The organism is Methylobacterium sp. UNC300MFChir4.1, assembly GCF_900110155.1.
In the GTDB taxonomy this organism is placed as follows: Bacteria; Pseudomonadota; Alphaproteobacteria; order Rhizobiales; family Beijerinckiaceae; genus Methylobacterium.
The window spans coordinates 101,491-122,803 of sequence record NZ_FOCS01000004.1 but is presented as its reverse complement, the minus strand read 5'-3'; the positions used below and the strand labels follow the sequence as shown (position 1 = coordinate 122,803).

General features: G+C 71.7%; 21 protein-coding genes. 9 read left to right on the top strand and 12 right to left on the bottom strand.

Annotated elements, in window-relative coordinates; genetic code table 11:
* Window positions 1-16: 16 nt before the first annotated feature.
* Window positions 17-550 carry a gamma carbonic anhydrase family protein gene (locus tag BMY19_RS08095; protein WP_020092643.1) on the bottom strand — a complete coding sequence of 178 codons (534 nt, stop codon included), beginning with the start codon at window positions 548-550 and terminating at the stop codon, window positions 17-19.
* Window positions 551-708: 158 nt separating this feature from the next.
* Between BMY19_RS08095 and BMY19_RS08090 the strand changes: the two genes are divergently transcribed.
* Together BMY19_RS08090 and BMY19_RS08085 are read left to right on the top strand one after the other, a co-directional pair.
* A complete protein-coding gene (locus tag BMY19_RS08090) occupies window positions 709-987 on the top strand; it encodes a hypothetical protein (RefSeq protein WP_091976768.1) in 279 nt (92 codons plus the stop codon).
* 108 nt (window positions 988-1,095) lie between these two features.
* Window positions 1,096-1,311, top strand: a complete 216-nt coding sequence (locus BMY19_RS08085; protein ID WP_020092645.1) for a hypothetical protein — start codon at window positions 1,096-1,098, stop codon at window positions 1,309-1,311.
* A gap of 28 nt (window positions 1,312-1,339) precedes the next feature.
* Here BMY19_RS08085 and BMY19_RS30835 read toward each other — a convergent pair whose 3' ends face one another.
* Together BMY19_RS30835 and BMY19_RS08080 are read right to left on the bottom strand one after the other, a co-directional pair.
* On the bottom strand, window positions 1,340-1,504 hold the full coding sequence (locus tag BMY19_RS30835) for a hypothetical protein (RefSeq protein ID WP_170862923.1): 165 nt from the start codon (window positions 1,502-1,504) through the stop codon (window positions 1,340-1,342).
* Window positions 1,505-1,598: 94 nt separating this feature from the next.
* A complete protein-coding gene (locus BMY19_RS08080; protein ID WP_091926157.1) occupies window positions 1,599-2,114 on the bottom strand; it encodes an META domain-containing protein in 516 nt (171 codons plus the stop codon).
* A 222-nt stretch (window positions 2,115-2,336) separates the two neighbouring features.
* Between BMY19_RS08080 and BMY19_RS08075 the strand changes: the two genes are divergently transcribed.
* The 4 genes from BMY19_RS08075 to BMY19_RS08060 all read left to right on the top strand — a co-directional run bounded on the left by BMY19_RS08075 (window position 2,337) and on the right by BMY19_RS08060 (window position 5,028).
* Window positions 2,337-2,660: a helix-turn-helix domain-containing protein gene (locus BMY19_RS08075; protein ID WP_020092648.1), complete on the top strand. Its 324-nt coding sequence runs from the start codon at window positions 2,337-2,339 to the stop codon at window positions 2,658-2,660.
* A gap of 192 nt (window positions 2,661-2,852) precedes the next feature.
* Window positions 2,853-3,590: a PIG-L deacetylase family protein gene (locus BMY19_RS08070; protein ID WP_100251386.1), complete on the top strand. Its 738-nt coding sequence runs from the start codon at window positions 2,853-2,855 to the stop codon at window positions 3,588-3,590.
* The gene (locus tag BMY19_RS08065) at window positions 3,587-4,180 is read left to right on the top strand and encodes an SAM-dependent methyltransferase (protein ID WP_100251385.1); all 594 of its coding nucleotides are present in this window, start codon (window positions 3,587-3,589) and stop codon (window positions 4,178-4,180) included. The genes BMY19_RS08070 and BMY19_RS08065 overlap by 4 nt, the downstream gene beginning before the upstream one ends.
* Window positions 4,177-5,028, top strand: a complete 852-nt coding sequence (locus BMY19_RS08060; protein ID WP_100251384.1) for a glycosyltransferase family 2 protein — start codon at window positions 4,177-4,179, stop codon at window positions 5,026-5,028. Before BMY19_RS08065 ends, BMY19_RS08060 begins: the two co-directional genes overlap by 4 nt.
* A gap of 187 nt (window positions 5,029-5,215) precedes the next feature.
* Here the strand turns inward: BMY19_RS08060 and BMY19_RS08055 are convergent, their stop codons facing one another.
* From BMY19_RS08055 to BMY19_RS08020, 8 genes are all read right to left on the bottom strand, one after another.
* Window positions 5,216-6,187 carry an HpcH/HpaI aldolase/citrate lyase family protein gene (locus tag BMY19_RS08055; RefSeq protein ID WP_091679616.1) on the bottom strand — a complete coding sequence of 324 codons (972 nt, stop codon included), beginning with the start codon at window positions 6,185-6,187 and terminating at the stop codon, window positions 5,216-5,218.
* 186 nt (window positions 6,188-6,373) lie between these two features.
* On the bottom strand, window positions 6,374-9,124 hold the full coding sequence (locus BMY19_RS08050) for a phosphoenolpyruvate carboxylase (protein ID WP_100251383.1): 2,751 nt from the start codon (window positions 9,122-9,124) through the stop codon (window positions 6,374-6,376).
* A 167-nt stretch (window positions 9,125-9,291) separates the two neighbouring features.
* Entirely contained in the window at window positions 9,292-10,182 is an 891-nt protein-coding gene (gene sucD, locus BMY19_RS08045) for a succinate--CoA ligase subunit alpha (RefSeq protein WP_010687110.1), read from the bottom strand.
* 16 nt (window positions 10,183-10,198) lie between these two features.
* The gene (locus BMY19_RS08040) at window positions 10,199-11,377 is read right to left on the bottom strand and encodes a malate--CoA ligase subunit beta (protein WP_020092653.1); all 1,179 of its coding nucleotides are present in this window, start codon (window positions 11,375-11,377) and stop codon (window positions 10,199-10,201) included.
* 400 nt (window positions 11,378-11,777) lie between these two features.
* Window positions 11,778-12,419, bottom strand: a complete 642-nt coding sequence (gene fchA, locus BMY19_RS08035; RefSeq protein ID WP_100251382.1) for a methenyltetrahydrofolate cyclohydrolase — start codon at window positions 12,417-12,419, stop codon at window positions 11,778-11,780.
* Between the two features lie 10 nt (window positions 12,420-12,429).
* A complete protein-coding gene (locus BMY19_RS08030) occupies window positions 12,430-13,293 on the bottom strand; it encodes an NADP-dependent methylenetetrahydromethanopterin/methylenetetrahydrofolate dehydrogenase (protein ID WP_042673897.1) in 864 nt (287 codons plus the stop codon).
* Between the two features lie 208 nt (window positions 13,294-13,501).
* Complete coding sequence (locus BMY19_RS08025) at window positions 13,502-14,446, bottom strand: D-2-hydroxyacid dehydrogenase (RefSeq protein WP_020092656.1); 945 nt, start codon at window positions 14,444-14,446, stop codon at window positions 13,502-13,504.
* A 103-nt stretch (window positions 14,447-14,549) separates the two neighbouring features.
* On the bottom strand, window positions 14,550-15,758 hold the full coding sequence (locus tag BMY19_RS08020; protein WP_100251381.1) for an aminotransferase class V-fold PLP-dependent enzyme: 1,209 nt from the start codon (window positions 15,756-15,758) through the stop codon (window positions 14,550-14,552).
* 519 nt (window positions 15,759-16,277) lie between these two features.
* Here BMY19_RS08020 and BMY19_RS08015 point away from each other — a divergent pair.
* Genes BMY19_RS08015 through BMY19_RS08005 form a run of 3 tightly spaced genes read left to right on the top strand, consistent with a single transcriptional unit; the run spans window position 16,278 to window position 18,875 of the window.
* Entirely contained in the window at window positions 16,278-17,093 is an 816-nt protein-coding gene (locus tag BMY19_RS08015) for a UDP-2,3-diacylglucosamine diphosphatase (protein WP_020092658.1), read from the top strand.
* A 10-nt stretch (window positions 17,094-17,103) separates the two neighbouring features.
* The gene (locus BMY19_RS08010) at window positions 17,104-18,150 is read left to right on the top strand and encodes a glycosyltransferase family 4 protein (protein ID WP_100251380.1); all 1,047 of its coding nucleotides are present in this window, start codon (window positions 17,104-17,106) and stop codon (window positions 18,148-18,150) included.
* A 38-nt stretch (window positions 18,151-18,188) separates the two neighbouring features.
* Window positions 18,189-18,875 carry a ribonuclease HII gene (locus BMY19_RS08005; RefSeq protein ID WP_100251379.1) on the top strand — a complete coding sequence of 229 codons (687 nt, stop codon included), beginning with the start codon at window positions 18,189-18,191 and terminating at the stop codon, window positions 18,873-18,875.
* 13 nt (window positions 18,876-18,888) lie between these two features.
* Here the strand turns inward: BMY19_RS08005 and BMY19_RS08000 are convergent, their stop codons facing one another.
* Window positions 18,889-20,991, bottom strand: a complete 2,103-nt coding sequence (locus tag BMY19_RS08000) for a methyl-accepting chemotaxis protein (protein ID WP_100251378.1) — start codon at window positions 20,989-20,991, stop codon at window positions 18,889-18,891.
* Between the last annotated feature and the right edge of the window lie 322 nt (window positions 20,992-21,313).

Here is a 21,313-nt window from a genome sequence, read left to right as displayed (position 1 = left end):
GAGCGGCCCGTACCCGTCAGCCGTCGATGCGGCGCAGCCCGGCCCGGTAGCGCCGGGCATTCTCCACGTAGCGCAGGGCGGCCTGCCGCAGACCCTCGATCGCGGCCTCGTCGAGGGTGCGCACGGCCTTGGCCGGCGCCCCGACGATCAGGCTGTGATCCGGGAACTCCTTGCCCTCGGTGACCAGCGCGTTGGCGCCGACGAGGCAGCCGCGGCCGATCCGGGCCCCGTTCAGAACCGTCGCCCCCATGCCGACGAGGCTGCCGTCCCCGATGGTGCAGCCGTGCACGATCGCGCCGTGCCCGATCGTGACGTCGGTCCCGATCACGAGGGGGAAGCCGGGATCGACGTGCATGATCACGCCTTCCTGGACGTTGGTGCGGTCGCCGATGCGGATCGGCTCGTTGTCGCCGCGCAGGGCCGCGCCGAACCAGATGCCGACATCGAGGCCGAGATGCACCCGGCCGATCACCTGCGCGTCGGGCGCGATCCAGACCCGGGCCGGGTCGGCGAGGTCGGGGACGTGCTCGTCGAGGGCGTAGAGCGGCATGGCGGCCTTTCACGGAAGAGCGGTGGTATCGGCCGCGCGGCGCGGCCGGGATCGCGACAGATGACGCGCGGCACGTGTCGCGGGAATGGTACGGCGCGTCCAGGCTGCCAATGCTAGGCTGGCTCCGCAAGCGGTCGCGACCCGGATCGGAGACAGAGATGGCACGCCTCCCGGCCCTGATCGGTCTGACGCTTCTCCTGCTGACGCAGGGGGCCGGGGCCGCGGACCTGCGGGGGCCAGCGGCGCCGGGCCGGTTCCGGGCGACGTGCGAGGATCTCGGGACCTTCTGCTTCGCCGACGCCTGCGGCGGCGATCAGATCGCGGCGGCCGAGGGCTGCCGGGCGCGCTGTCCGAGCGCGTCGATCGTCGAGGTCGTCCCGGCCGCCTGCCCGCTGCCGGACGGTCGGTCCGTGCCGATCCTCCGGCGCCGCGGCTGAGAATCGGCCGCGATCGAGGGCCGGGAGAAATATCGGACGTCCGCGGCAACGAAACGCGGAACGCGGCATTGACCGTTTCGAACACGCGAACAACGGAGACGCGGACAGATGCTCGCGAACGCGCGCGATGCCCGCCGGCGCACGAAGCTGACCAGCGATCTCCGTCCGCCCGAAGCGGGAGCGAACGCCGATCCCGTCCTGTACGGCGTGGCCGCGGGTCTGGCGGCCCTGTTCCCGCCCGTAATGCTGCGCTCGGAGGCCTCGCCCGAGACGCACCGCGCCTCCGAGACCTCGCGGGCGCCGGACGCGACCGGCACCCGCTGAGGCTAGGACCGGTCGGCGCAGGCTCCCCTCAGGCCGCGAGCCGGACGAGGAGGAGGAGGGTCGCCAGGAGCGGCGCCGCCGCGGCGAGCCAGAGGGCGCCCGGATGGAAGCCCTCGGGTCCCGAGAAGCGCGCGGTCCGCGTCACCGCGGGACGCAGGGGATCCCCGCGTCCGATCCCGATCCCGACTGGCATCCGCGCACTCCTCGATACCGGAGGAGTGAGCGCCGACGTCCCTCAAGAGCGTCTGAATCGGCTGCCGTCGTCGTTCGGCGTGGTGAACCGGCCCTTAAAGGGCCCGGTCGAACTTCAGCTCGCCGTTCGGGCTCTTCAGAACGAGCTGCGAGCCGACCAAGTCCCACGCCGCCGAGGTGCGCAGGGCGATGAAGAACGCCTGCTCGGCGGCCGCGAGGCCCTTGTCGCAGCTCTTCTTGGTGAGCGCGAGCGGGCCGACGGCGATGTGCTGCTCCTTGAGCGGGAAGGCGGTCGCCGCGAAGGTGTTGCAGCCGCCGTAGCCGCGGGCGCGGTACTGCTTGTCGATGATGAAGCTCGGCCGGTCGCCGCCCGTGAACGGCTTGCCGTTCAGGCTCACGGCGGTCCAGGTCGAGTCCAGCGGGAACATCTTCTCGCTGGCCTTGGTCCCCGGCACGTACTGGGGCTTCTTCTCCTCCTCGCCGCCCGGCCGGCGGTTGCCCCGGCCGAAGCCCGTGGGCGAGCCGCCCATCTGCGCCTGCGCCTGCGTCGCCGCGGTCAGGTCCATGGCCAGCACGGCACAGGCCAAGCTCGCGATCAGCACCCCTCTCATCGTCCAGTCCCCATGTCGCGCGCGCCGCGCGCAGGTCATCCCGGTCCGGAAGCGCCGCGCGGGCCGCGCGGTCCGGCCCCTCGCGTGGGCCGCTCCGAATCCTTGCGCCGTGCCGGATGCGACAGGATTTCAGCACAATTATGGTCGCGCTCGGCCGAAGACCGCCCGGAAACGATCCGGGACCGCGATCGTTGTTGATCAGTGCGAAGCAGGAGGATCACCTTGGCAGGATCGGACGAGGGCGCGCAGAGCGGGACCCGGGCGCTCGCCATGACCCCGGCGCAGTCGCGGGCGGCTCGCGGGCTGCTCGGCTGGTCGGAGGCCGATCTCGCCGGCAAGGTCGGCCTGGACGAGCGATTCGTGCGGGATTTCGAGGGCGGCTACAGCGACGCGCCCAGTGGCCAAGTCGAGGCCCTGCGCAGCGCCCTCAGCGCCGCCGGTGCGGTCTTCCGCGACGCGCCGACGCCCGGCGTCCACCTCGCGGCGGGCCGGGGCGTCGACGAGGGCACCCGCGCCGACGCGCTCACCACCGAGAACGATCGCTGACACTCGCCGGCCGGCCCGTACGCGCCGCTCATGGCGCGTTCATGCGCCGCGCCTGACAACCCGGGACGCCACAACCCGCGCACCGTCCGTGGAGCGTCCCGTGATCGATCCCGTCAGCAGCCCGTCGCGGTGCGACCGGCGCTTCCTCTTGGCCTCCGACCTCTCGGCCTCTGACCGGATCGGAGGCCGCTGATGCGCGCCGACGCCTTCCTCGCCGCCGCCGACGCGCTGCCCGTGGCGAGCCTCGACGCCCTCCTGGGGAGCCGGGGGCTCGTGGTGGTCGCGCCCCATCCCGACGACGAGAGCCTTGGATGCGGCGGGCTGATCGCCGCCGCCCGGGCGTCGGGACGGCCCGTGCATCTCGTCGTGGTCAGCGACGGCTGCGGGTCGCACACGCATTCCCGTCTCTACCCGCCCGAGAAACTGCGCGCCCTCCGCGAGGCGGAGACCCGGCGGGCCGTGGCGGTCCTCGGCCTCGGGCCCGAGGCCGTCACCTTCCTGCGCCTCCCGGACGCGCACGTCCCGAGCGACGGCCCCGAGGCCGAGGCCGCCGCGTCCGCGGTCGCCCGCGCGGCCGCGGCGATCGGGGCCGGCGCGGTCTTCGTCACGTGGCGCCACGATCCCCACTGCGACCACAAGGCGGCCGCGGCGATCGTCGCCCTCGCGCGGCCGCAGATGCCGGGGGTCCGCGTCTACGAGTACCCCGTCTGGGGCTGGACCCTGCCGCCCGAGACCGAGGTCGGGCCGAGCCCCGCCGGCCTGCGCCTCGACGTCTCCGCCTATCGCGAGACCAAGGCGCGCGCCGTCGCCGCCCACGAATCGCAGACCACCGACCTGATCGCGGACGATCCCCAGGGCTTCCGGCTCGAGCCCGCCATGATCGACCGGCTCTGCGGCCCCTACGAGCGCTTCGTCGCGGTCCCCGCATGAGCCGCCGGACGCAGACCCTGCCGGAAGACTACTTCCTCGGCATGTACGCCAGCGACCCGGATCCCTGGCGCTTCACCTCGTCGTCCTACGAGCGCGACAAGTACGCGGCGACGCTGGCGGCCCTGCCGCAGGCGCGCTACCGGGCCGCGTTCGAGCCGGCCTGCTCGATCGGCGTCTTCACCCACGCCCTGTCCGAGCGCTGCGAGCGTCTGCTCGCCACGGATCTGGTTCCGGCCGCCCTGGAGGACGCCCGGGCGCGCTGCGCGGATCGCCCCCACGTCGAGATCCGGCAGGGCACGATGCCGGCGGACTGGCCCGAGGAGCGCTTCGACCTGATCGTCCTCTCCGAGTTCCTGTACTTCCTGGCCCCGGAGGATTTCGCCGCGCTCGTGTGCCGGGCCGGCGCGACGATCGCGCCCGGCGGCGACATCGTGCTGGTGCACTGGCTGGGCGAGACCGACTACCCGCTCTCGGGTGACGGCGCCGCCGAGGGCTTCATCCGGCTGTCGGCGCCCTTCGCACAGGTCCTGAGTCAGGCGCGGACGGACAAGTACCGCATCGACGTCCTGCGCGCCGGAACCGCCCCGTGAGCGTCGCGGTCATCACCCTCAACAAGGGCCGGCGCGCGCACCTGACCCGTCTGCTCGAAGGCCTCGGCCGCGGCGACCCGCCCGACCGCTGCGTCGTCGTCGAGATCGGCGACGACGCGGCGCCCTACCCGGCCCTGCCCTTCCCGGTGGAGCGCGTGCCGTTCCCGCGTGCCGGCCTGCCGCTCGCCGCGGCGCGCAATGCCGGGCGCCGGGCCGCCGGTGCCGACACGCTGATCTTCCTCGACGTGGACTGCATCCCCTCGGCGGGGCTCGTCGCGGGCCTGTCGCGGGCGGTGGCCGAGCGGGACGGCCTGATCTGCTGCGAGATCGGCTACCTGCCGGCCGGCGCGGTCGCGGACGGGTGGCGCGAGACGGATCTGGCGCGTCTCGGCGCGCCGCACCCGGTGCGGGTCTTCCCGCCCGCCGGCACGGTGGCGCCGGCGCCGCAGCCCGGCCTGTTCTGGTCCCTCGCCTTCGCGGTGCGGGCCGCGACCTATGACCGCCTCGGCGGCTTCGACGAGACCTTCTCGGGCTACGGCGCGGAGGACACCGACCTCGCCTTCCGGGCCGAGCGGGCCGGCGTGCCGATCCTGTTCCTCGGCGGCCCCCGGGCCTACCATCAGCATCATCCGGGCTACGACCCGCCTCTGCAGCATTTCCGCGACATCGTCGCCAACGCGGCGCGCTTCCACGACCGGCACGGGATCTGGCCGATGGACGGCTGGCTCGACGGGTTCGCCCGGCTCGGGCTGATCGCGGCGGACCGCTCCACCGGGATCGTGGTTCACCGGGACCCGACGCCGGACGAGATGGAAGCGGCGCGGCTGCCCGACGATCGGCCGTTCTGACGGGACTTCGGGCCACGCGGCGCCGCCGTCCTCGCGAGCGCAGCGAGGCAACCCGGCAGCGACACGCGTGTCGCCGTAGCCGCGACCTTCGATTGCTTCGCTGCACTCGCAAGGACGAGACGTTCCTCGCAGTGCGGAGGGCGGATCTCGGCCAGGGGGCCGGGATCCGCCCGCGTCGGAGCCGTCTTCAGCCCTTCATGGCGTTCGCCTTCTCGATCAGCGCCTCGGCCATGCGGATCGAGGCGATGTCGATGAGGCGGCCGTCCAGGGACACGGCGCCGCGGCCGGCCTTGGCGGCCTCTTCCATGGCCTCGAGGATGCGCCGGGCCTTGGTGACCTCGGCCTCGGAGGGGGTGAACACCTCGTTGGCGAGCTCGATCTGGCTCGGGTGGATCGCCCACTTGCCCTCGAAGCCGAGGGCGGCGCAGCGGCGGGCCGCCGAGCGGTAGCCGTCCGGATCCGAGAAGTCGCCGAACGGTCCGTCGATCGGGCGCAGGCCGTAGGCGCGGCAGGCGACCAGCATGCGGTTCTGGGCGAACAGCCACGGATCCTGCCAGTGGGTCTGGCGGCCGCCGGACTCGTCCTTGTCGGTCAGCACCGAGAAGTCGGGGTTCACGCCGCCGATGACGGTGGATCGGGCGCGGGTCGAGGCGGCGTAGTCGGCGACGCCGAAGGACATCGCCTCCAGCCGCTTCGACGACTGGGCGATCGCCTCGACGTTGGCCATGCCGAGGGCCGTCTCGATCAGCACCTCGAAGCCGATCTGCTTCTCGCGCTTCTTGGCCTGCTCGATCTGGGTGACCAGCACGTCGATGGCGTAGACGTCGGCCGGCACGCCGACCTTGGGGATCAGCACCATGTCGAGCCGCGGGCAGGCTTCGACGATATCGACCACGTCGCGGTACATGTAGTGGGTGTCGAGACCGTTGATGCGGATCATCATGGTCTTGTTGCCCCAATCCAGGTCGTTCAGCGCCTGGATGATGTTGGTGCGGGCCTTCTCCTTGTCGTCCGGGGCGACCGCGTCCTCGAGATCGAGGAAGATCACGTCCGCCGCCGAGGAGGCCGACTTCTCCATGAAGGTCGGGTTGGAGCCGGGCACGGCGAGTTCGGAGCGGTGCAGGCGCGGCTTGGCCTGCTGGATCAGGGTGAAGCTCATCTTGGGTTCTCTCTCCTGGTGACGGTTCTGATGCCGTTGCGGGATGCGGTCCCGTTCATCGGCGGCAAATGGCGCGCGCGTGGGTCGCTGACAGGGCGCGGCTGCACGAATGGACCGGGTCCCCGGTACGGGATCGAGCACGGGTCCCGTCTCCCGCGCGGGAGAGGGAGCCCGCTGGCCCCTCCCCTATCCGGTCGCCCCGAAGCCGACCGCGATGCAGTTGATGGACAGGAGCAGGGCCGACTTCACCGCCTCGCGCCGGTCCTCGTCGGTCTCCGCGCGGTAGCGGGCGAGCAGCTCGACCTGCTCGCGGCTGACCTGGTTGATCGTCGGGAGCCGGCCCTTCAGGCGGTCCCGGAACAGGGGGAAGCGCTCGGCCAGCTCCGTGTCGCCGCTCACCCGCAGCACCATCTCGCGGGTGAGCGCGTACTCGGCCTCGATCATCGAGAAGATCCGGTCCCGGACGCCCGCGTCCTGGACCAGGCCCGCGTAGGCGCGGGCGATGTCGAGATCGACCATCATCAGCGTCTTCTCGACCTCGTCGAGGACGAGGCGGAGGATGCGGGACTCGTTGAACAGCCGCTTGAGGGTCGCCTCGCCGTCGCGGCCGCGCACGTCGATGAAGCTCGCCAGCCCCGAGCCGACGCCGTACCAGCCGGTGATCACGTGCCGGTTCTGCGACCACGCGAACACCCAGGGGATCGCGCGGAGGTCCGAGAGCGAGCGCGCGCCGAAGCGGCGGGCCGGACGCGAGCCGATGTTGAGAAGGGAGATCTCGTCCAGCGGGCTCGCCGCCTGGAAGTAATCGACCAAGCCGTCGGTCTGGAGCAGCTGGACGTAGGCCGCCCGCGAGGCCCCGGCGAGCGCCTCGAGGGCGTCGTCGTGGCCGGGGCCCGCCCGCTCGCCGTCGCCGGCGAGCGCGTGCTCGAACACCGAGGCCGCCAGCAGCTCCATCTGGTAGGCGGCCGTGCCGCGGTTGGCGTACTTGAACGAGACGACCTCGCCCTGCTCGGTGGTCCGGAACCGGCCGCGGATCGAGCCCGGCGGCTGGGCCATGATGCCCTTCTGGGTCGGCACGCCGCCGCGGCTCACCGAGCCGCCGCGCCCGTGGAAGAAGGCGATGCCGACGCCGAGCTCCTCGCCGAGCCGGGTCAGCTTGCTCTGCGCCTTGTATAGTTCCCAGTTGGCGGCGACGAAGCCGCCGTCCTTGTTGGAGTCGGAGTAGCCGATCATCACCTCCTGCACGCCGCCCTGCCAGCGGGTGGAGCGGCGGACCACCGGCGTACTGAGCAGCGCCCGCATGATCGCCGGGGCGGCGCGCAGGTCGTCGATGGTCTCGAACAGGGGCACGATCGGCAGCGGGCAGATCTCCGTACCGGCGGCGTCGAGGAACACCCCCGCTTCCTTGGCCAGCAGGTACGCGCCGAGCACGTCCTCCACTGAGCGGGTCATCGACAGCACGAAGGCGCCGAACGCCTCGCGGTCGAGGGCCTCGCGCATCTCGGCGACGAGGGCGAAGGTGGCGAGCGTCTCGCGGGCGGCGTCGGGCAGGTCCTCGAAGGACCGCTCGGGATCGCGCGGCCGGGCGAGCTCCGTGTCGAGCCACTGGCGCCACGCGGCCGCGCCGAGGGCCGGCGGCTCGCCGTCGCCGTTGCGCTGGCGCCAGAGGGCGTGGAGCGTGTCGGTGGTCCGGGTCGTGTTCTCGCGCAGGTCGAGGCGGACCGTCGAGAAGCGGAAGATCTCGACCATCCGCCGGACCGGGCGCACGAGATCCCGCGCCAGTGCCCCGCACTTGGCCTCGGTCAGGCCGCGCTCCAGGGTGCGCAGGTCCTCGATCAGCCCGTCCGCGCTCGCGTAGTCGGGGCCGGACGGGTGCTCGCCCTCGTTGCGGGCGATGGTCGCCTCGATCTTGCGCAGGACGCAGGAGAGGTACTGGCGATAGGGCTCGCCCGGGTTGCGCCGGGTGATGGCGCGGGCCTGGCCGCTCTCGGCGAGATTCCGGTCGAGCTCCGCGCGGAAGCTCTCGGGCAGCGGCAGCGAGCGCTCGGTGAGCGAGAGGGTCCGCCCCAGCTCGCGGACGCCGTCGCGGTAGCGCGTGAGCGAGGCGAGCGCGTTGCGGTGCAGGGTCTGCCGGGTGACGGCCGCCGTGACGTAGGGATTGCCGTCCCGGTCGCCGCCGATCCAGGAGCCGAACTGGAAGAACGGCGGCACCCTGAACTCCGTGCCCGGATAGGTCTCGGCCAGCGCCTCGTGGAGGGTCTCCAGGGTCTCGGGCAGCATCTCGAACAGGGTCTCGTCGAAGAAGTGCAGCCCCCAGGCCACCTCCCGCTCGACGGTCGCCTTCTCCAGGTGCAGCTCGCCCGTCATCCAGACCAGCTCGATCTGGTCGCGCAGCTCGTTCATGAGCCCGTTGCGCTCACGGTCGGTCCAGCGCGGCATCTCCAGCTCGCGCAGCACGAGGTAGATCCGGCGGAACTTCTCCAGCACCGTGACCCGCTTGCCCTCGGTGGGGTGGGCGGTCAGCGTCGGCCGGATGCGCAGGTCGCTCAGCAGCGCCTGGATTTTTTCAGGGGGCACGCCCTGCTTGCGCGCGTCGGAAAACACCTTGGCGAAGGAGCCGCCGAGGGCGGCCCGTCCCTCCGTGCGCTCCACGTGCCGGCGTCGGCGCATCGCGGCGTTCTGCTCGGCGATGGAGATCAGCTGGAACCAGATGCCCTGCACCTGCAGCGCGCGCGCCAGCATCTGCGGCGAGAAGCGCGAGATGTCGGCCGTCCCGTGCAGGACCGCCTCGAGGTCGGGGTCGTGCCGGCGGGCGACGTCGAGCAGCGCCTGGAACAGGATGTCCAGCGCCTGTTCCGACGACGTGCCGACGATCACCGGCGGCGCGAAGGCCGTGGCATCGACGAGACCGGGGGTTGCGTGAAGGGTGCGGGTCATGGAGCCACCTCGTGGCGCACGGTCTTTCTCGAGGATGTTCAGCGCGATGCGCCGTCACCTCCGGGAGGGAGGCGCGCATCGGCCGGTGCCCAGCGCGACGCGCGCCCTCTCCCGCTCGGGAGAGAGGACCCGCGCCGCGTTCCGGGACGTAAGGCGGGCCGGCCGCGCTACGCGGCCCGGGCCAGCACGTCGGCCACCGTCTGCCCGAAGGATCCCGGATCCGGCGCCACCGTCAGCCCGTAGGAGCGCATGATCTCGGCCTTCTCGGCGGCGCTGTCGCCGGCCGCCGAGATGATCGCGCCGGCATGGCCCATGCGGCGCCCCTTCGGGGCGGTCAGCCCGGCCACGAAGCCGATCACCGGCTTCGACATGTTCTCGCGGATCCAGGCCGAGGCCTCGGCCTCCTGCGGGCCGCCGATCTCGCCGATCATCAGGACCGCGTCGGTGTCCGGGTCGGTCTCGAACAGGGCGAGGTGGTCGAGGAAGGACGAGCCGTTGATCGGGTCGCCGCCGATGCCCACCGAGGTCGAGATCCCGAGCCCGAGTTCCTTGAGTTGCGAGGCGGCCTCGTAGCCCAGCGTCCCGGAGCGGGAGATCACCCCGACATTGCCCGGAAGGTAGATGTGGCCGGGCATGATGCCGAGCATCGCCTTGCCGGGCGAGATGATGCCGGCGCAGTTCGGGCCGACCACCATGGTCCGCTTCTCTTTCGGGTAGCGGTACAGGTAGCGCTTCACCCGCATCATGTCCTGGGCCGGGATCCCGTCGGTGATCGAGCAGACCAGCCGCAGGCCGGCATCGGCCGCCTCCATGATGGCGTCCGCCGCGAAGGGGGGCGCCACGAAGGTGATCGACGTGGTGGCGCCGGTCGCCGCCACCGCCTCCTTGACGGTGTTGAACACCGGCAGGCCGAGATGGGTGCGCCCGCCCTTGCCCGGAGTGACGCCGCCGACGACGTTCGTGCCGTAATCCAGCATCTCCTTGGCGTGGAAGGTGCCCTTGTCGCCCGTGATGCCCTGGACGATGATCGGGGTGGTCTCGTCGATGAGGATGCTCATGGCGCGGTCTCCCCTCTCAGTGCTGCGTCTTGGCGGCGGAGCAGGCGTCGACCGCCTTCTTGGCCGCCTCAGCCAGCGTGTCGGCGGTGATGAGATCGAGGCCGCTCTCGGCCAGGATCTTCTTGCCGGCCTCGACGTTCGTGCCGGCGAGCCGGACCACCAGCGGCACGTCGATCTTCACCTCGCGAGCGGCCTGGACGACGCCCTCGGCGACCCAGTCGCAGCGGTTGATGCCGGCGAAGATGTTGACCAAGATCGCCTTCACGTTGCGGTCCGAGAGTACGAGCCGGAAGGCCGTGGCGACCCGCTCCGGAGACGCGCCGCCGCCGACGTCCAGAAAGTTCGCCGGCTCGCCGCCTGCGTGCTTGATCATGTCCATGGTGGCCATGGCGAGGCCCGCGCCGTTGACGATGCAGCCGATCTCGCCCTCGAGGCCGATGTAGCTGAGGTTGTGCTCGGCGGCCTGCGCCTCGCGGGGATCGCCCTGGGACGGGTCGTGCATGTCGGCGATGCCCGGCCGGCGGAACATCGCGTTGTCGTCGAAGCTCATCTTGGCGTCGAGCGCCAGCACCCGGTCGTCCTTGGTGACGACGAGCGGGTTGATCTCCAGCATGGTGCCGTCGCAGTCGCGGAACGCCCGGTAGGCGTTCATGATCGTCTTCACCGCGGCCGAGACCTGCTTGATGTTGAGCCCGAGCTGGAAGGCGATCTCCCGCGCCTGGAACTGCTGCAGGCCGACCGCCGGCTCGACCACCACCTGGATGAGCGAGTCGGGCTCCTTGGCGGCGATCTCCTCGATGTCCATGCCGCCGCGCTGGCTGGCGATGACCCGCACGCGCTCGGCCTTCCGGTCCAGCACGTAGCCGAGGTAGAGCTCGCGCTCGAACGGGTCGGCGGTCTCGACGTAGACCCGCTGCACCGGCTTACCCTCGGGGCCGGTCTGGTGCGTGACGAGGCGCTTGCCGAGGAGATCCTTGGCGGCGTCGCGGACCTCGTTGTAGGTCCGGCACAGCTTGATGCCGCCGGCCTTGCCGCGGGCGCCGGCGTGGATCTGCGCCTTCACGGCCCAGAACGAGCCGCCGAGCTCGGTGGCCGCGTAGACCGCTTGGTCCGGGCTGAAGGCGATCGCGCCTTTCGGGACGGCCACGCCGAAGCTCGCGAGCAGCTCCTTGGCCTGATACTCGTGGACGTCCATTCGGCGCCTCCTCCGCGGTTCGTTGCCGCCGTTGACGCCCTCTACTTTAGTTGAGTCGAAAGATTACGCCCGTCAAATTTTTTAAGCTCCTGATTGACCGCGACTTTTTCGCGGTCGCAACACAGATCGTATTTCATATTGCAACGCAGCATACAGGAAAACAGCGAGGCCGGGAGCACGATGCACCCGGCCTCGACTGTTGAATCGCTACAAAGTACGTCGGAACGCTTCGTTCAGGACGCTCTGTCCGTCATCGCGAGCGCAGCGACGTGACCCAGGGCAGCGCGACCTCTGAGATCGTGGCGCCGACTGGATTGCTTCGCTGCGCTCGCAGAGACTGCGGCGTCGACGGGGCCGACCGGGCGCGCTGTGACGCGCGGTGCTGACCCAAGTCGCCGGTTCAGTTCACCTTGTCCTTGACGACCGCGTAGACCTTCTCGGTGAGTGCGCCGGCCTCGCCGAGCAGATCCTCCAGCTCCTTCAGCCGCTCTTCGGCGAACGCGCGGTCCTCGAGACCCTTGGCGTTCACGTAGACGTTCAGCGCCGCGCTGCGCAGGCCGGCATAGGCGGAGAGCACCGCCACGCCGGCATCCGACACGACGTTGAGGTTGCCCTTGTCGGCGGTGATGGCCGCGAGGTCGATCACCGCGCGGCAGGCCCGGCAGCAGGCGAGCGGCACGTCGCAGGCGGTCTTGAGCGCCGCCTGGATCTTCTCGGCGCGGGCCGCCTTCTCGTCGTCGGTGGCCTTGGGCAGACCGTAGGCGCCCATGACGGCGTCGAAGGCCTGGACGTCCTCGCCGATCATGCCGGTGAGCACGACCCGCAGGCCCTCGGACTTGGCCAGGACCTCCTTCAGCTCGGCCTCGACCTCGACGTACTTCTTCTTGCCGATGGTGAGGTTGCAGACCATCGACACCAGGGCCGCGCCCATGGCGCCGGAGATCGCCGCCGCGCCGCCGCCCCCGGGGGTGGGGGCAGCGCTCGCCAGCTCCGTCAGGAATTTCTCGATGCTGTCGGTCTCGGGGCGATGCGTCTCGGTCACCGGCGCCTCCTCAGGCCATCGTCTTGGCGAGGGCGTAGATCTCCTCGGCGTCGAGCACCTTGTCGGTGCTCTCGAAGAGCTGGCCGACGCAGGCCCGGTGCAGCTTGAGCTTCAGGCCGCCGATGCCCAGCGCCCCGAAGGCCTGCTTGCCGTTGCGCTCCTTGCCCTTGTCCATCACGTCGATGCCGCCGATGCCCGTCGGGGGCTGGGCGTTGTAGTCGGCGACGAACTCGATCGACGATTCCTGCGCCCAGGCGGCTTCCGGCAGCAGCTCGACGCCGATGGCGCCGGCCGTGAACACGAGGTTCGTGCCCTTCACCAGGGCGACGCGGGAGGCTTCGTCGGGGGTCGCGGCGGCCTTCACGTTGACCTTGAAGCGCGTGTTGATCTGGTCCGCGGCGGCCTGGGTCTTGTCGAGGGCGCGGCCCGCGATCGTCACCTCGGCGCCCTCGCCGGCGAGCAGAGCGGCCGAGCGCATGCCGACCGGGCCGGTGCCCGCCAGCACGACGGCCTTCTTGCCCTGGAGCGAGCCCGCGGCCTTGGCCACCAGCGCGACGCCCGCGGCGGCCGTGGTGTTGGAGCCGTTGGAATCGAGCATCACCGAGACCCGGAACGGGCCGAAGAAGCGCTTCTTGACGGCGGTGAACAGCGCCTCGCCCGCCGCCATGCTGCCGCCGCCGACGAAGATCGCCGTCGACTTCTTCTCGGAGCCGCCGCGGGTGTAGATCGTGCCGTCGACCAGGGCGCCGACATTGTCGGGATTCACGCCGCCGTAGCCGGTGATATGGTCGGCGCCGCCGTCGTAGCCGACGACCGTGTCGAACACGTTCGGCACGGCATCGGTGTCGAACAGGAACAGCAGTTTTTTCGTCATTTTCTTGGGACCTTTCCGTCGCGCCCGTGGGGCGCCGGCGCTGATGTTGGTTGGGTCGGTGCGTGGACGCAGCCCCTCTCCTCCCATTGCGGGGAGCAGCCGGAGGTGGGGGTGGTGCTGAATCGCGCGGAGCGGTGCCTCCTGCACCACCCCCACCCCTGGCCCCTCCCCGCAGGGGGGAGGGGAACGCCCGTCGCAGATCTTGAGCTTAGGCTTCCACCACGTTCTGCGGCTTGCCCGCCACGAAGGCCTCGACGTTGTCGACGAGCTGGTCGGCCAGGATCTGCATCGCCTCCTTGCTCGCCCAGGCGACGTGCGGCGTGACGATCAGGTTCGGCAGGTCGGCGTCGCACAGGATGTTGCCGTCCTTGGGCGGCTCCTGCGCCACCACGTCGAACCCGGCGCCCGCGATGGTGCCGTCCTTGAGCGCCTCGAGCAGCGCCGCCTCGTCCACGAGCCCGCCGCGGGCCGTGTTGATGAGGATTGCGCTCTTCTTCATCTTCTTGAGCTCGGCGGCGCCGATCATCCCCTTGGTGTCGGGGGTCAGCGGCACGTGCAGCGTGATCACGTCGGACTGCGTCAGGATCGTCTCGAAATCGACCAGCCCGTCCTGTGGGAACACGTCGTAGGCGATGACCTTCATGCCCAGCGCCTCGGCGCGCTTGGCGATCGACTTGCCCAGCGCCCCGTAGCCGACGATGCCGAGCGTCGAGCCGGCGATGTCGTAGATCGGGTAGTCGAAGTAGCAGAACTGCTTGGACTTCGCCCAGTCGCCGCGCCGCACCGAGTTGGCGTAGGGCACGATCGCCCGGCGCAGAGCGAACATCAGCCCGACCACGTGCTCCGGCACGGTGTTGAACGCGTAGTTGCGGATGTTGACGACCGTGACCCCCTGGGCCTTGGCCTGGGCCTTGTCGACCACGTCGGTGCCGGTGGCGGCGACCGCGATCAGCTTCAGGTCGGGGAGCTGCTTCAGCGTCTCGGCCCGCATCGGGACCTTGTTGATCAGCGCGATCTCCGCGCCCTGGAGGCGGGAGACGATCTCCTCCGGCGTCCAAGTCGACTCGTGCTCGACGTATTCGTGGGGGAAATTGAACGGTCGGACCCTGGCATCGAGGGATTCACGATCCAGGAACACGATCTTCTTGGTCATAGGACCCCTCTCGTACGACGGGCGGTTTCCTCGATAGTCTTGTTCTTACTTGCGCGTCGGGGCGGGCCCGGCAACCCGGTCCCGCCCCGATCGCGGGCGCAGATCACGCCTTATGCAGCGGATTCTCGCGCAGGTAGCTGGAGGCGGCGGCGACGCCCGAGCCCGGCGTGACCTTGATGCCGCAATCGAGCATGGCCATCTCGGCGCCCGCGATGGCGCCCAGCAGCGACAGCTCGTTCAGGTCGCCCAGGTGGCCGATGCGGAACACCTTGCCGGCGACTTTCGACAGGCCGGCGCCCAGCGAGAGGTTGTAGCGCTCGTAGGCGTGGGTGATCACCTTGGCGGCGTCGGCGCCCTCCGGCACCACGATCGCCGTGACCGTGTCGGAGTTCCACTTGGGCTCCTTGGCGCAGGGCTTGAGGCCCCAGGCCGCGACCGCCTGGCGGGTCGCCTCGGCGAGGACGTGGTGGCGGTGGTAGACGTTCTCCAGCCCCTCTTCCTTCACGACCGCCAGGGCCTCGCGCAGGCCGTAGAGCAGCGGCAGGACGGGGGTGTAGGGGAAGTAGCCGGTGGCGTTGGCGGCCAGCTGATCCTTCCAGGCGAAGTAGGCGTGGCCGAGCCGGTCGTTGCGGCCGGTGCCGCCCTCGGCGATCTTGAGCGCCTTCGGGCTGATGCAGATCAGGCCGAGGCCGGCCGGCAGCATGAAGCCCTTCTGCGAGCCCGCGATGGCGCAGTCGACCTTCCACGCGTCCATCTCGAACGGCAGAGAGCCGATCGACGAGATGCCGTCCACGAACAGCAGAGCCGGGTGGCCGGCGGCGTCGATCGCCTTCCGCACCGCGCCGATGTCGCTGGTGACGCCCGTGGCGGTCTCGTTGTGGACGACCATCACGGCCTTGATCTTATGGTCCTTGTCGGCGCGCAGGGCCTCCTCGATCTTCTGCGGGTCGGCGCCGGTGCCCCACTCCTCCTCCTGGACGACCACGTCGAGGCCGAGGCGCTGGGCCATGTCGACCCAGAGGTGGCTGAACTGGCCGTAGCGCGAGGTCAGCACCGTGTCGCCGCGGCAGAGGGTGTTGGACAGGGCCGATTCCCAGATGCCGGTGCCCGAGGACGGGAACAGGATGACCGTCCCGGCGGTCGAGCCGAACACCATCTTGGAGTCCTGCAGGAGCGGCTTCACCAGCTCGGGGAAGCTCGGCGAGCGGTGATCCTCCGACGGCACGTGCATGGCGCGCAGGACGCGCTCCGGGATGTTGGTGGGGCCCGGGATGAAGAGGTGGTTGCGACCGGGGCGCCGGGTTGCGGCCATGATGTTTCCTCCGAAAAGTCCATTGCGCGCGGGCGTGAACCCGCGCCGGGTTGTCCAAGCGTCCTCAGGGAGTCGGTCCGGCGCCGTCGAGAGCGGCTCGCGCCGCACCCCCTCGAACGCCATCCTCTGCCGTGATCGGGGGGTCTCCGCGGAGCGGCAGGCGGCCTCACGCCGCTCGCGTCGCGGCGCGCCCCCGCGCGCCGGTCGCCTCCGAATTGCCGTCCCGTCCAACGGCTCCAGGGCCGTCCTCGCCGCCTTCCTGTCAAGGTCCGGCCGTGCTCGTGCCGAGCGGCCGGTTCTTGGTATTATGAGGCGGTGAAGCTCGAAAGGAAAACCGGAAAAACTTCCGGAACTTGCCAAAAAAATTTTTTGTGCGGCGCAACGAAGTCGTGCTCCGGTTGAGAGGCTTCGCGGCACCGCACACCGAAGTCTTTCCGCCCCGTCGGAACCCGCGTCATCAAACTGAGATCGGATCGCGCTCTGGATCCCGGCACCGTTCAGCCGCCGGGAGAGGATGCCGTGGCCGAGGTTGAGGAGATGCCGGTCCGCGTGCGGACGCTGTTCCTGTCCGACCTGCATCTCGGCACGCGCGGCTGCCAGGCCGGCCTGCTGCTGTCGTTCCTGAAGGACTACGACGCCGACACGATCTACCTCGTCGGCGACATCGTGGACGGCTGGCAGCTGCGCTCGGGCTGGTACTGGCCGCAGGAGCACAACGACGTGGTGCAGAAGCTCCTGCGCAAGGTCCGCAAGGGCGCGCGGATCGTCTACCTGCCCGGCAACCACGACGAGTTCCTGCGCGACTACGTGGGCACGAGCTTCGGCGGCATCGAGCTCGCCGAGACCGCGATCCACGAGGCGGCGGACGGCAAGCGCTACCTCGTCATCCACGGCGACCAGTTCGACATGGTGGTGCGCCACTCGCCGTGGCTCGCCCATCTGGGCGACGGCGCCTACACGCTGGCGCTCTCCCTCAACACGCTGATCAACAAGGTGCGCCGGCGGCTCGGCCTGTCCTACTGGTCACTGTCGGCCTGGGCGAAGCTGCGCGTGAAGAACGCGGTGAGCTTCATCGGCCGCTTCGAGACGATCCTGGCCGAGGAGGCCCGCCGCCAGGGCGCCGACGGGGTGATCTGCGGCCACATCCACCACGCCGCGGACCGGCCGATCGGCGACCTGCGCTACCTCAACACCGGCGACTGGGTGGAATCCTGCACCGGGCTCGTGGAGCACTACGACGGCCGCATCGAGGTGCTGCACTACCCGAGCCTCCTGCGGGCGCGGGAGGCCGAGGTCGTGCCGCAGCCCCTGCCGGGCCGGCGCGCGGTGGCGTGAGGGCGGCGCCGTGAAGCTCCTGATCGCCAGCGACGCGTGGCACCCCCAGGTGAACGGCGTCGTGCGCTCCCTCGAGCAGATGGTCCGGCGCGCGCCGGAGCACGGCTTCGCCACGACGCTGCTGTCCGTGGCGGATTTCCGCTCGCTGCCGCTGCCGGGCTACCCCGAGATCCGCCTCGCCTATGCCGGGCGCGAGCGGGTGGCGGCGCGCTGGCGGGCCGAGCGGCCGAGCCACGTGCACATCGCCACGGAGGGGCCGGTGGGCCTCGCGGCGCGCCGGCACTGCCTCGCGCACGACCTGCCCTTCACGACGAGCTACCACACGCGCTTCCCGGAATACCTCGCCGCCCGCGCGCCGGTGCCGGAGGCGTGGTCCTACGCGTACCTGCGCCGGTTCCACGGCGCCGCCCGCGGGACGATGGTCAGCACCGCCTCGCTCCAGGGCGAGCTCGCGGCGCGGGGCTTCGGCCGGCTGATGCGCTGGACCCGGGGCGTGGACACGGAGCGGTTCCGGCCGGCCGAGCCCGGGACGCCCCGGCCGGCGGAACTCGCCGGCCTGCCGGGGCCGCTGTTCCTCTACGTCGGGCGGCTGGCGGTGGAGAAGAACGTCGCGGCCTTCCTCGCCCTCGATCTGCCCGGCACGAAGGTCGTGGTCGGCGACGGGCCGGACCGCGCGCGGCTGCAGGCGCTCGCGCCGGCGGCGCACTTCCTCGGCACCCGCACCGGTGCGGACCTCTCGGCGGTCTACGCGGCCTGCGACGTCTTCGTCTTCCCGAGCCTCACCGACACGTTCGGCATCGTGCTCCTGGAGGCCCTGGCCAGCGGGCTCCCGGTGGCGGCCTTCCCGGTGCCGGGTCCGAACGACGTCGTCGGCGGCACGCGGGTCGGCGTGCTCGACCCGGATCTGCGGGTCGCCGCGCTGGCGGCCCTGCGCCTGTCGCGCGCCGAGTGCCGGGTCGAGGCCCTGCGCCGCGGCTGGGACGTGAGCGCGCGGCAGTTCTTCGGCAACATCGTCGAGGCGCATGGCGGCGCCCGGAGCACCCGCGACGCCGCCTGACGCGTGACGGCGTCCGCGCGGAATGGCAGGAGGGCGCGATGCCGCCCGCCAAGCCGCCAGCCAAGCCGCCAGTCAGATCGCCAGTCAGATCGCCCGCCGGACCGGCCGGGTCCGCCAGAGCCCGCCCCCCAGTCGCCGGACCGTTCGACCCCGCCCGGGCCGCCGCGTATCCGGCGGCGATCGGCTGCGACGAGGTCGGGCGCGGCGCGCTCTGCGGACCCGTGGTGGTGGCCGCGGTCTGGTTCGATCCGGCGGCGATCCCGGCCGACCTGCTCGCGGCCCTCGACGACAGCAAGCGCGTCCCCGAGCCCGTGCGCGACCGGCTGGCCCCCCTGATCCGCGCCCACGCGCGGGTCGCGGTGGCGGCGGGGTCGCGCGCCCTGATCGACCGGATCAACATCCGCGGCGCGACCCTCGACGCCATGGCGCGGGCGGTGGCGCGGCTCGGCCTCGCCGAGCCCGTGCTGGTCGACGGGCGCGACGCCCTGCCGGGCTTGCCCGGCCGCGCCGTCGTCGGCGGCGACCACTTGGTGCCCCAGATCGCCGCCGCGTCGATCGTCGCCAAGGTGCTCCGGGACCAGCTGATGCGGCGGCTCGCCCGGCGCCATCCCGGCTACGGCTGGGAGCGCAATGTCGGCTACGGGACGGCCGTCCACCGCGCCGGCCTGACGCAGCTCGGGCGCAGCCCCCACCACCGGCTCAGCTTCACCCGCGGCTTCGACTGAGCCGGGCGACGGGTCACGCGGCCCGGACGCCCGTGAGGAAGCGCTCGACCTCCGCGGCGAGCTCCTCCGACTGACGCGTGAGCGCGGTGGCGGCCGTCAGCACGTGGTCGGCCGCGCGACCGGTCCGGTCGGCCGCCTGCGCCACGCCGGCGATGTTGCCGGTGACCTCCTGCGTGCCGGCATTGGCCTGGGCGACGTTGCGGACGATCTCCTGCGTCGCCGCCCCCTGCTGCTCCACCGCGGCCGCGATGGCGGCGGCCACGGCGTCGATCTCCCCGATCCGGCCGGTGATCGTCCCGATCGCCCGCACCGCCTGACCGGTCACGGTCCGGATCTCGCCGATCTGCCGGCCGACCTCGTCGGTGGCCCGACCGGTCTGGGCGGCCAGTTCCTTGACCTCGGTTGCGACGACCGCGAAGCCGCGCCCGGCCTCGCCGGCCCGCGCCGCCTCGATCGTGGCGTTGAGCGCCAGCAGGTTCGTCTGCGCGGCGATGCGGGCGATCAGCTCGACGACGGCGTCGACCCGGGCGACGGACGCGTTCAGCGCCGCCACCAGGGCGGCCGTCTGGTCGGCCTCGCCGACCGCGCTCCGGGCCAGCTCGGACGAGCCCTGGACCTGCCGCCCGATCTCCTGGACGGAGGTGCCGAGTTCCTCCACCGCGGCGGCCACCGTCCTGACGCCGGCGGACGCCTCCTCGGCGGCCGCGGCCACGGTATCGGACTGGCTGGCCGTCTCCTGGGCTGTGGTGGTCATCTCCCAGGCCGTGGTCTGCAGTTCGGCCGCGGCGGCGGAGACCTGCCCGACGATGCCGGCCACCGCCGCCTCGAAGGTCTGCGCCATCGTGTGCGTCATGGTCCGGCGCTGCGCCTCCGCGGCGCGCGCCGCCTCGTCCGCCTCTGCCTCCAGGGCGCGGGTGCGGACGAGGTTGTCCCGGAAGACCTCCACGGCCGCCGCCATCGCGCCGATCTCGTCCCGCCGCCCGCGGGCCGGGATCTCCACGGCGACGTCGCCGGAGGCGAGCGCCCGCATCGCCTGGATCATGGCCCGGAGCGGCCCGAGCACGCGGCGGACGACGACGACGGCGCCGGCACCGGCGAGCAGCACCGATGCGGCCAGGAACAGGCCGGTGTGCAGCAGCGTCGCCCCCGCCTCAGCGAAGAGTGCCTGCGCGCGGGCCACCATCGCGTTCAGCGCCGCCTCGGCGAGGTCGGCGATGGTGTTGACCTCCCGCGTGTTGCGGTCGCGCAGGTCCTGGATCGCGACGCTCGGCGGCTGGCCCCGGCTCAGGGCCGCCCGCAAGGCTTGCCGCCGCGCCGCGACCTCACCCTCGAAGTTGCTGGCGCCCGCCCTCACGAAGGCGTCCTGGACCGCCCGCGGCAGCGTGTCGTCCATGTGATCGACGAGATTCGCCCAACTCGCCGCGACGCGGCCGCGCTCCTCGGCCTCCGCGAGGCGCTCCTCCTCGGACCAGCCCGTGCCCCGTGTCACGGCCGTCTCGGCCCGCGCCACGTTGCCGCCGATCGCGACCCGCGTGATCCAGGCGGCGCGCTTGATGTCCAGGGCGCGGGCCAGCGCCGCGTCCCGGCGCGGGATCGTGACGTCGACGGCCCCGCTGGTCGCCGTGAGCGCGTCGAGCAGATCCCGGAAGGCGGTCGCGGCGACCTCCTCGGTCGCGGCCTCGCGCTCCGCGACCGGGACCGCGAGGGCCGCGTCGATCCGCGACGTCAGGCCGGTGACGGCCTCGTGCGCCCGTCGGAGCGGATCGACCGTCTTCGCCACCGCGGCGGTGTCGATCGCGCGCACCAGACTCAGGAGCGCCGCCAGCCGATCGATCCGGGTCGCGCGCTGTCGGGCGATCAGGGCCGCGTCGGCGGGCGGGATCCTGTCCGCGGCGATCAGCGCCTGCAGGGTCCGCCCCCGCTCGAGGCGCACGGCGAGCAGGATCTCGAGGAGGATCCGGCTGCCTTCCGTGAGCGCGACGACGCGGCGGCTCTCCCGCTCCTGCGCCCCGGCCTCCAGCGCCGTCCGGGCGCCCGCGGCCAGCAGCATGGCGCTGAGTGAGAACAGGATCGCGCACAGGATCGTGCCGATGGACGGACGCGGAAGACGCAGCATGAGGGTCGGGATCTCTCTTCGCGGTGCGTCGAGGCGTGCGGCCCGCCGCCGGGCTGCCCGGTTCGAGCAGGGCAGCCGGTCGGCCTCGGTCGACGGAAAGGCTGAGCGACGCGACAGGCACCCCGACGCGGCGCCGGCCCGGTTCGCTCGAAGGGCGCGGCGAGGGCGTGGCGAGTCCGGGTCCCACCGGCGCTCCCGGTCCGGTCATCGGACCGGGAGTTCGCCCGGTCGGCATCGGAGGTCGAAACCCCGACACTCCACCGTCTCAAGGAAGGCCGGCAGTCGCGACCGGCAGAACCGAGCCGGGCCGCGGCGCGCGGCT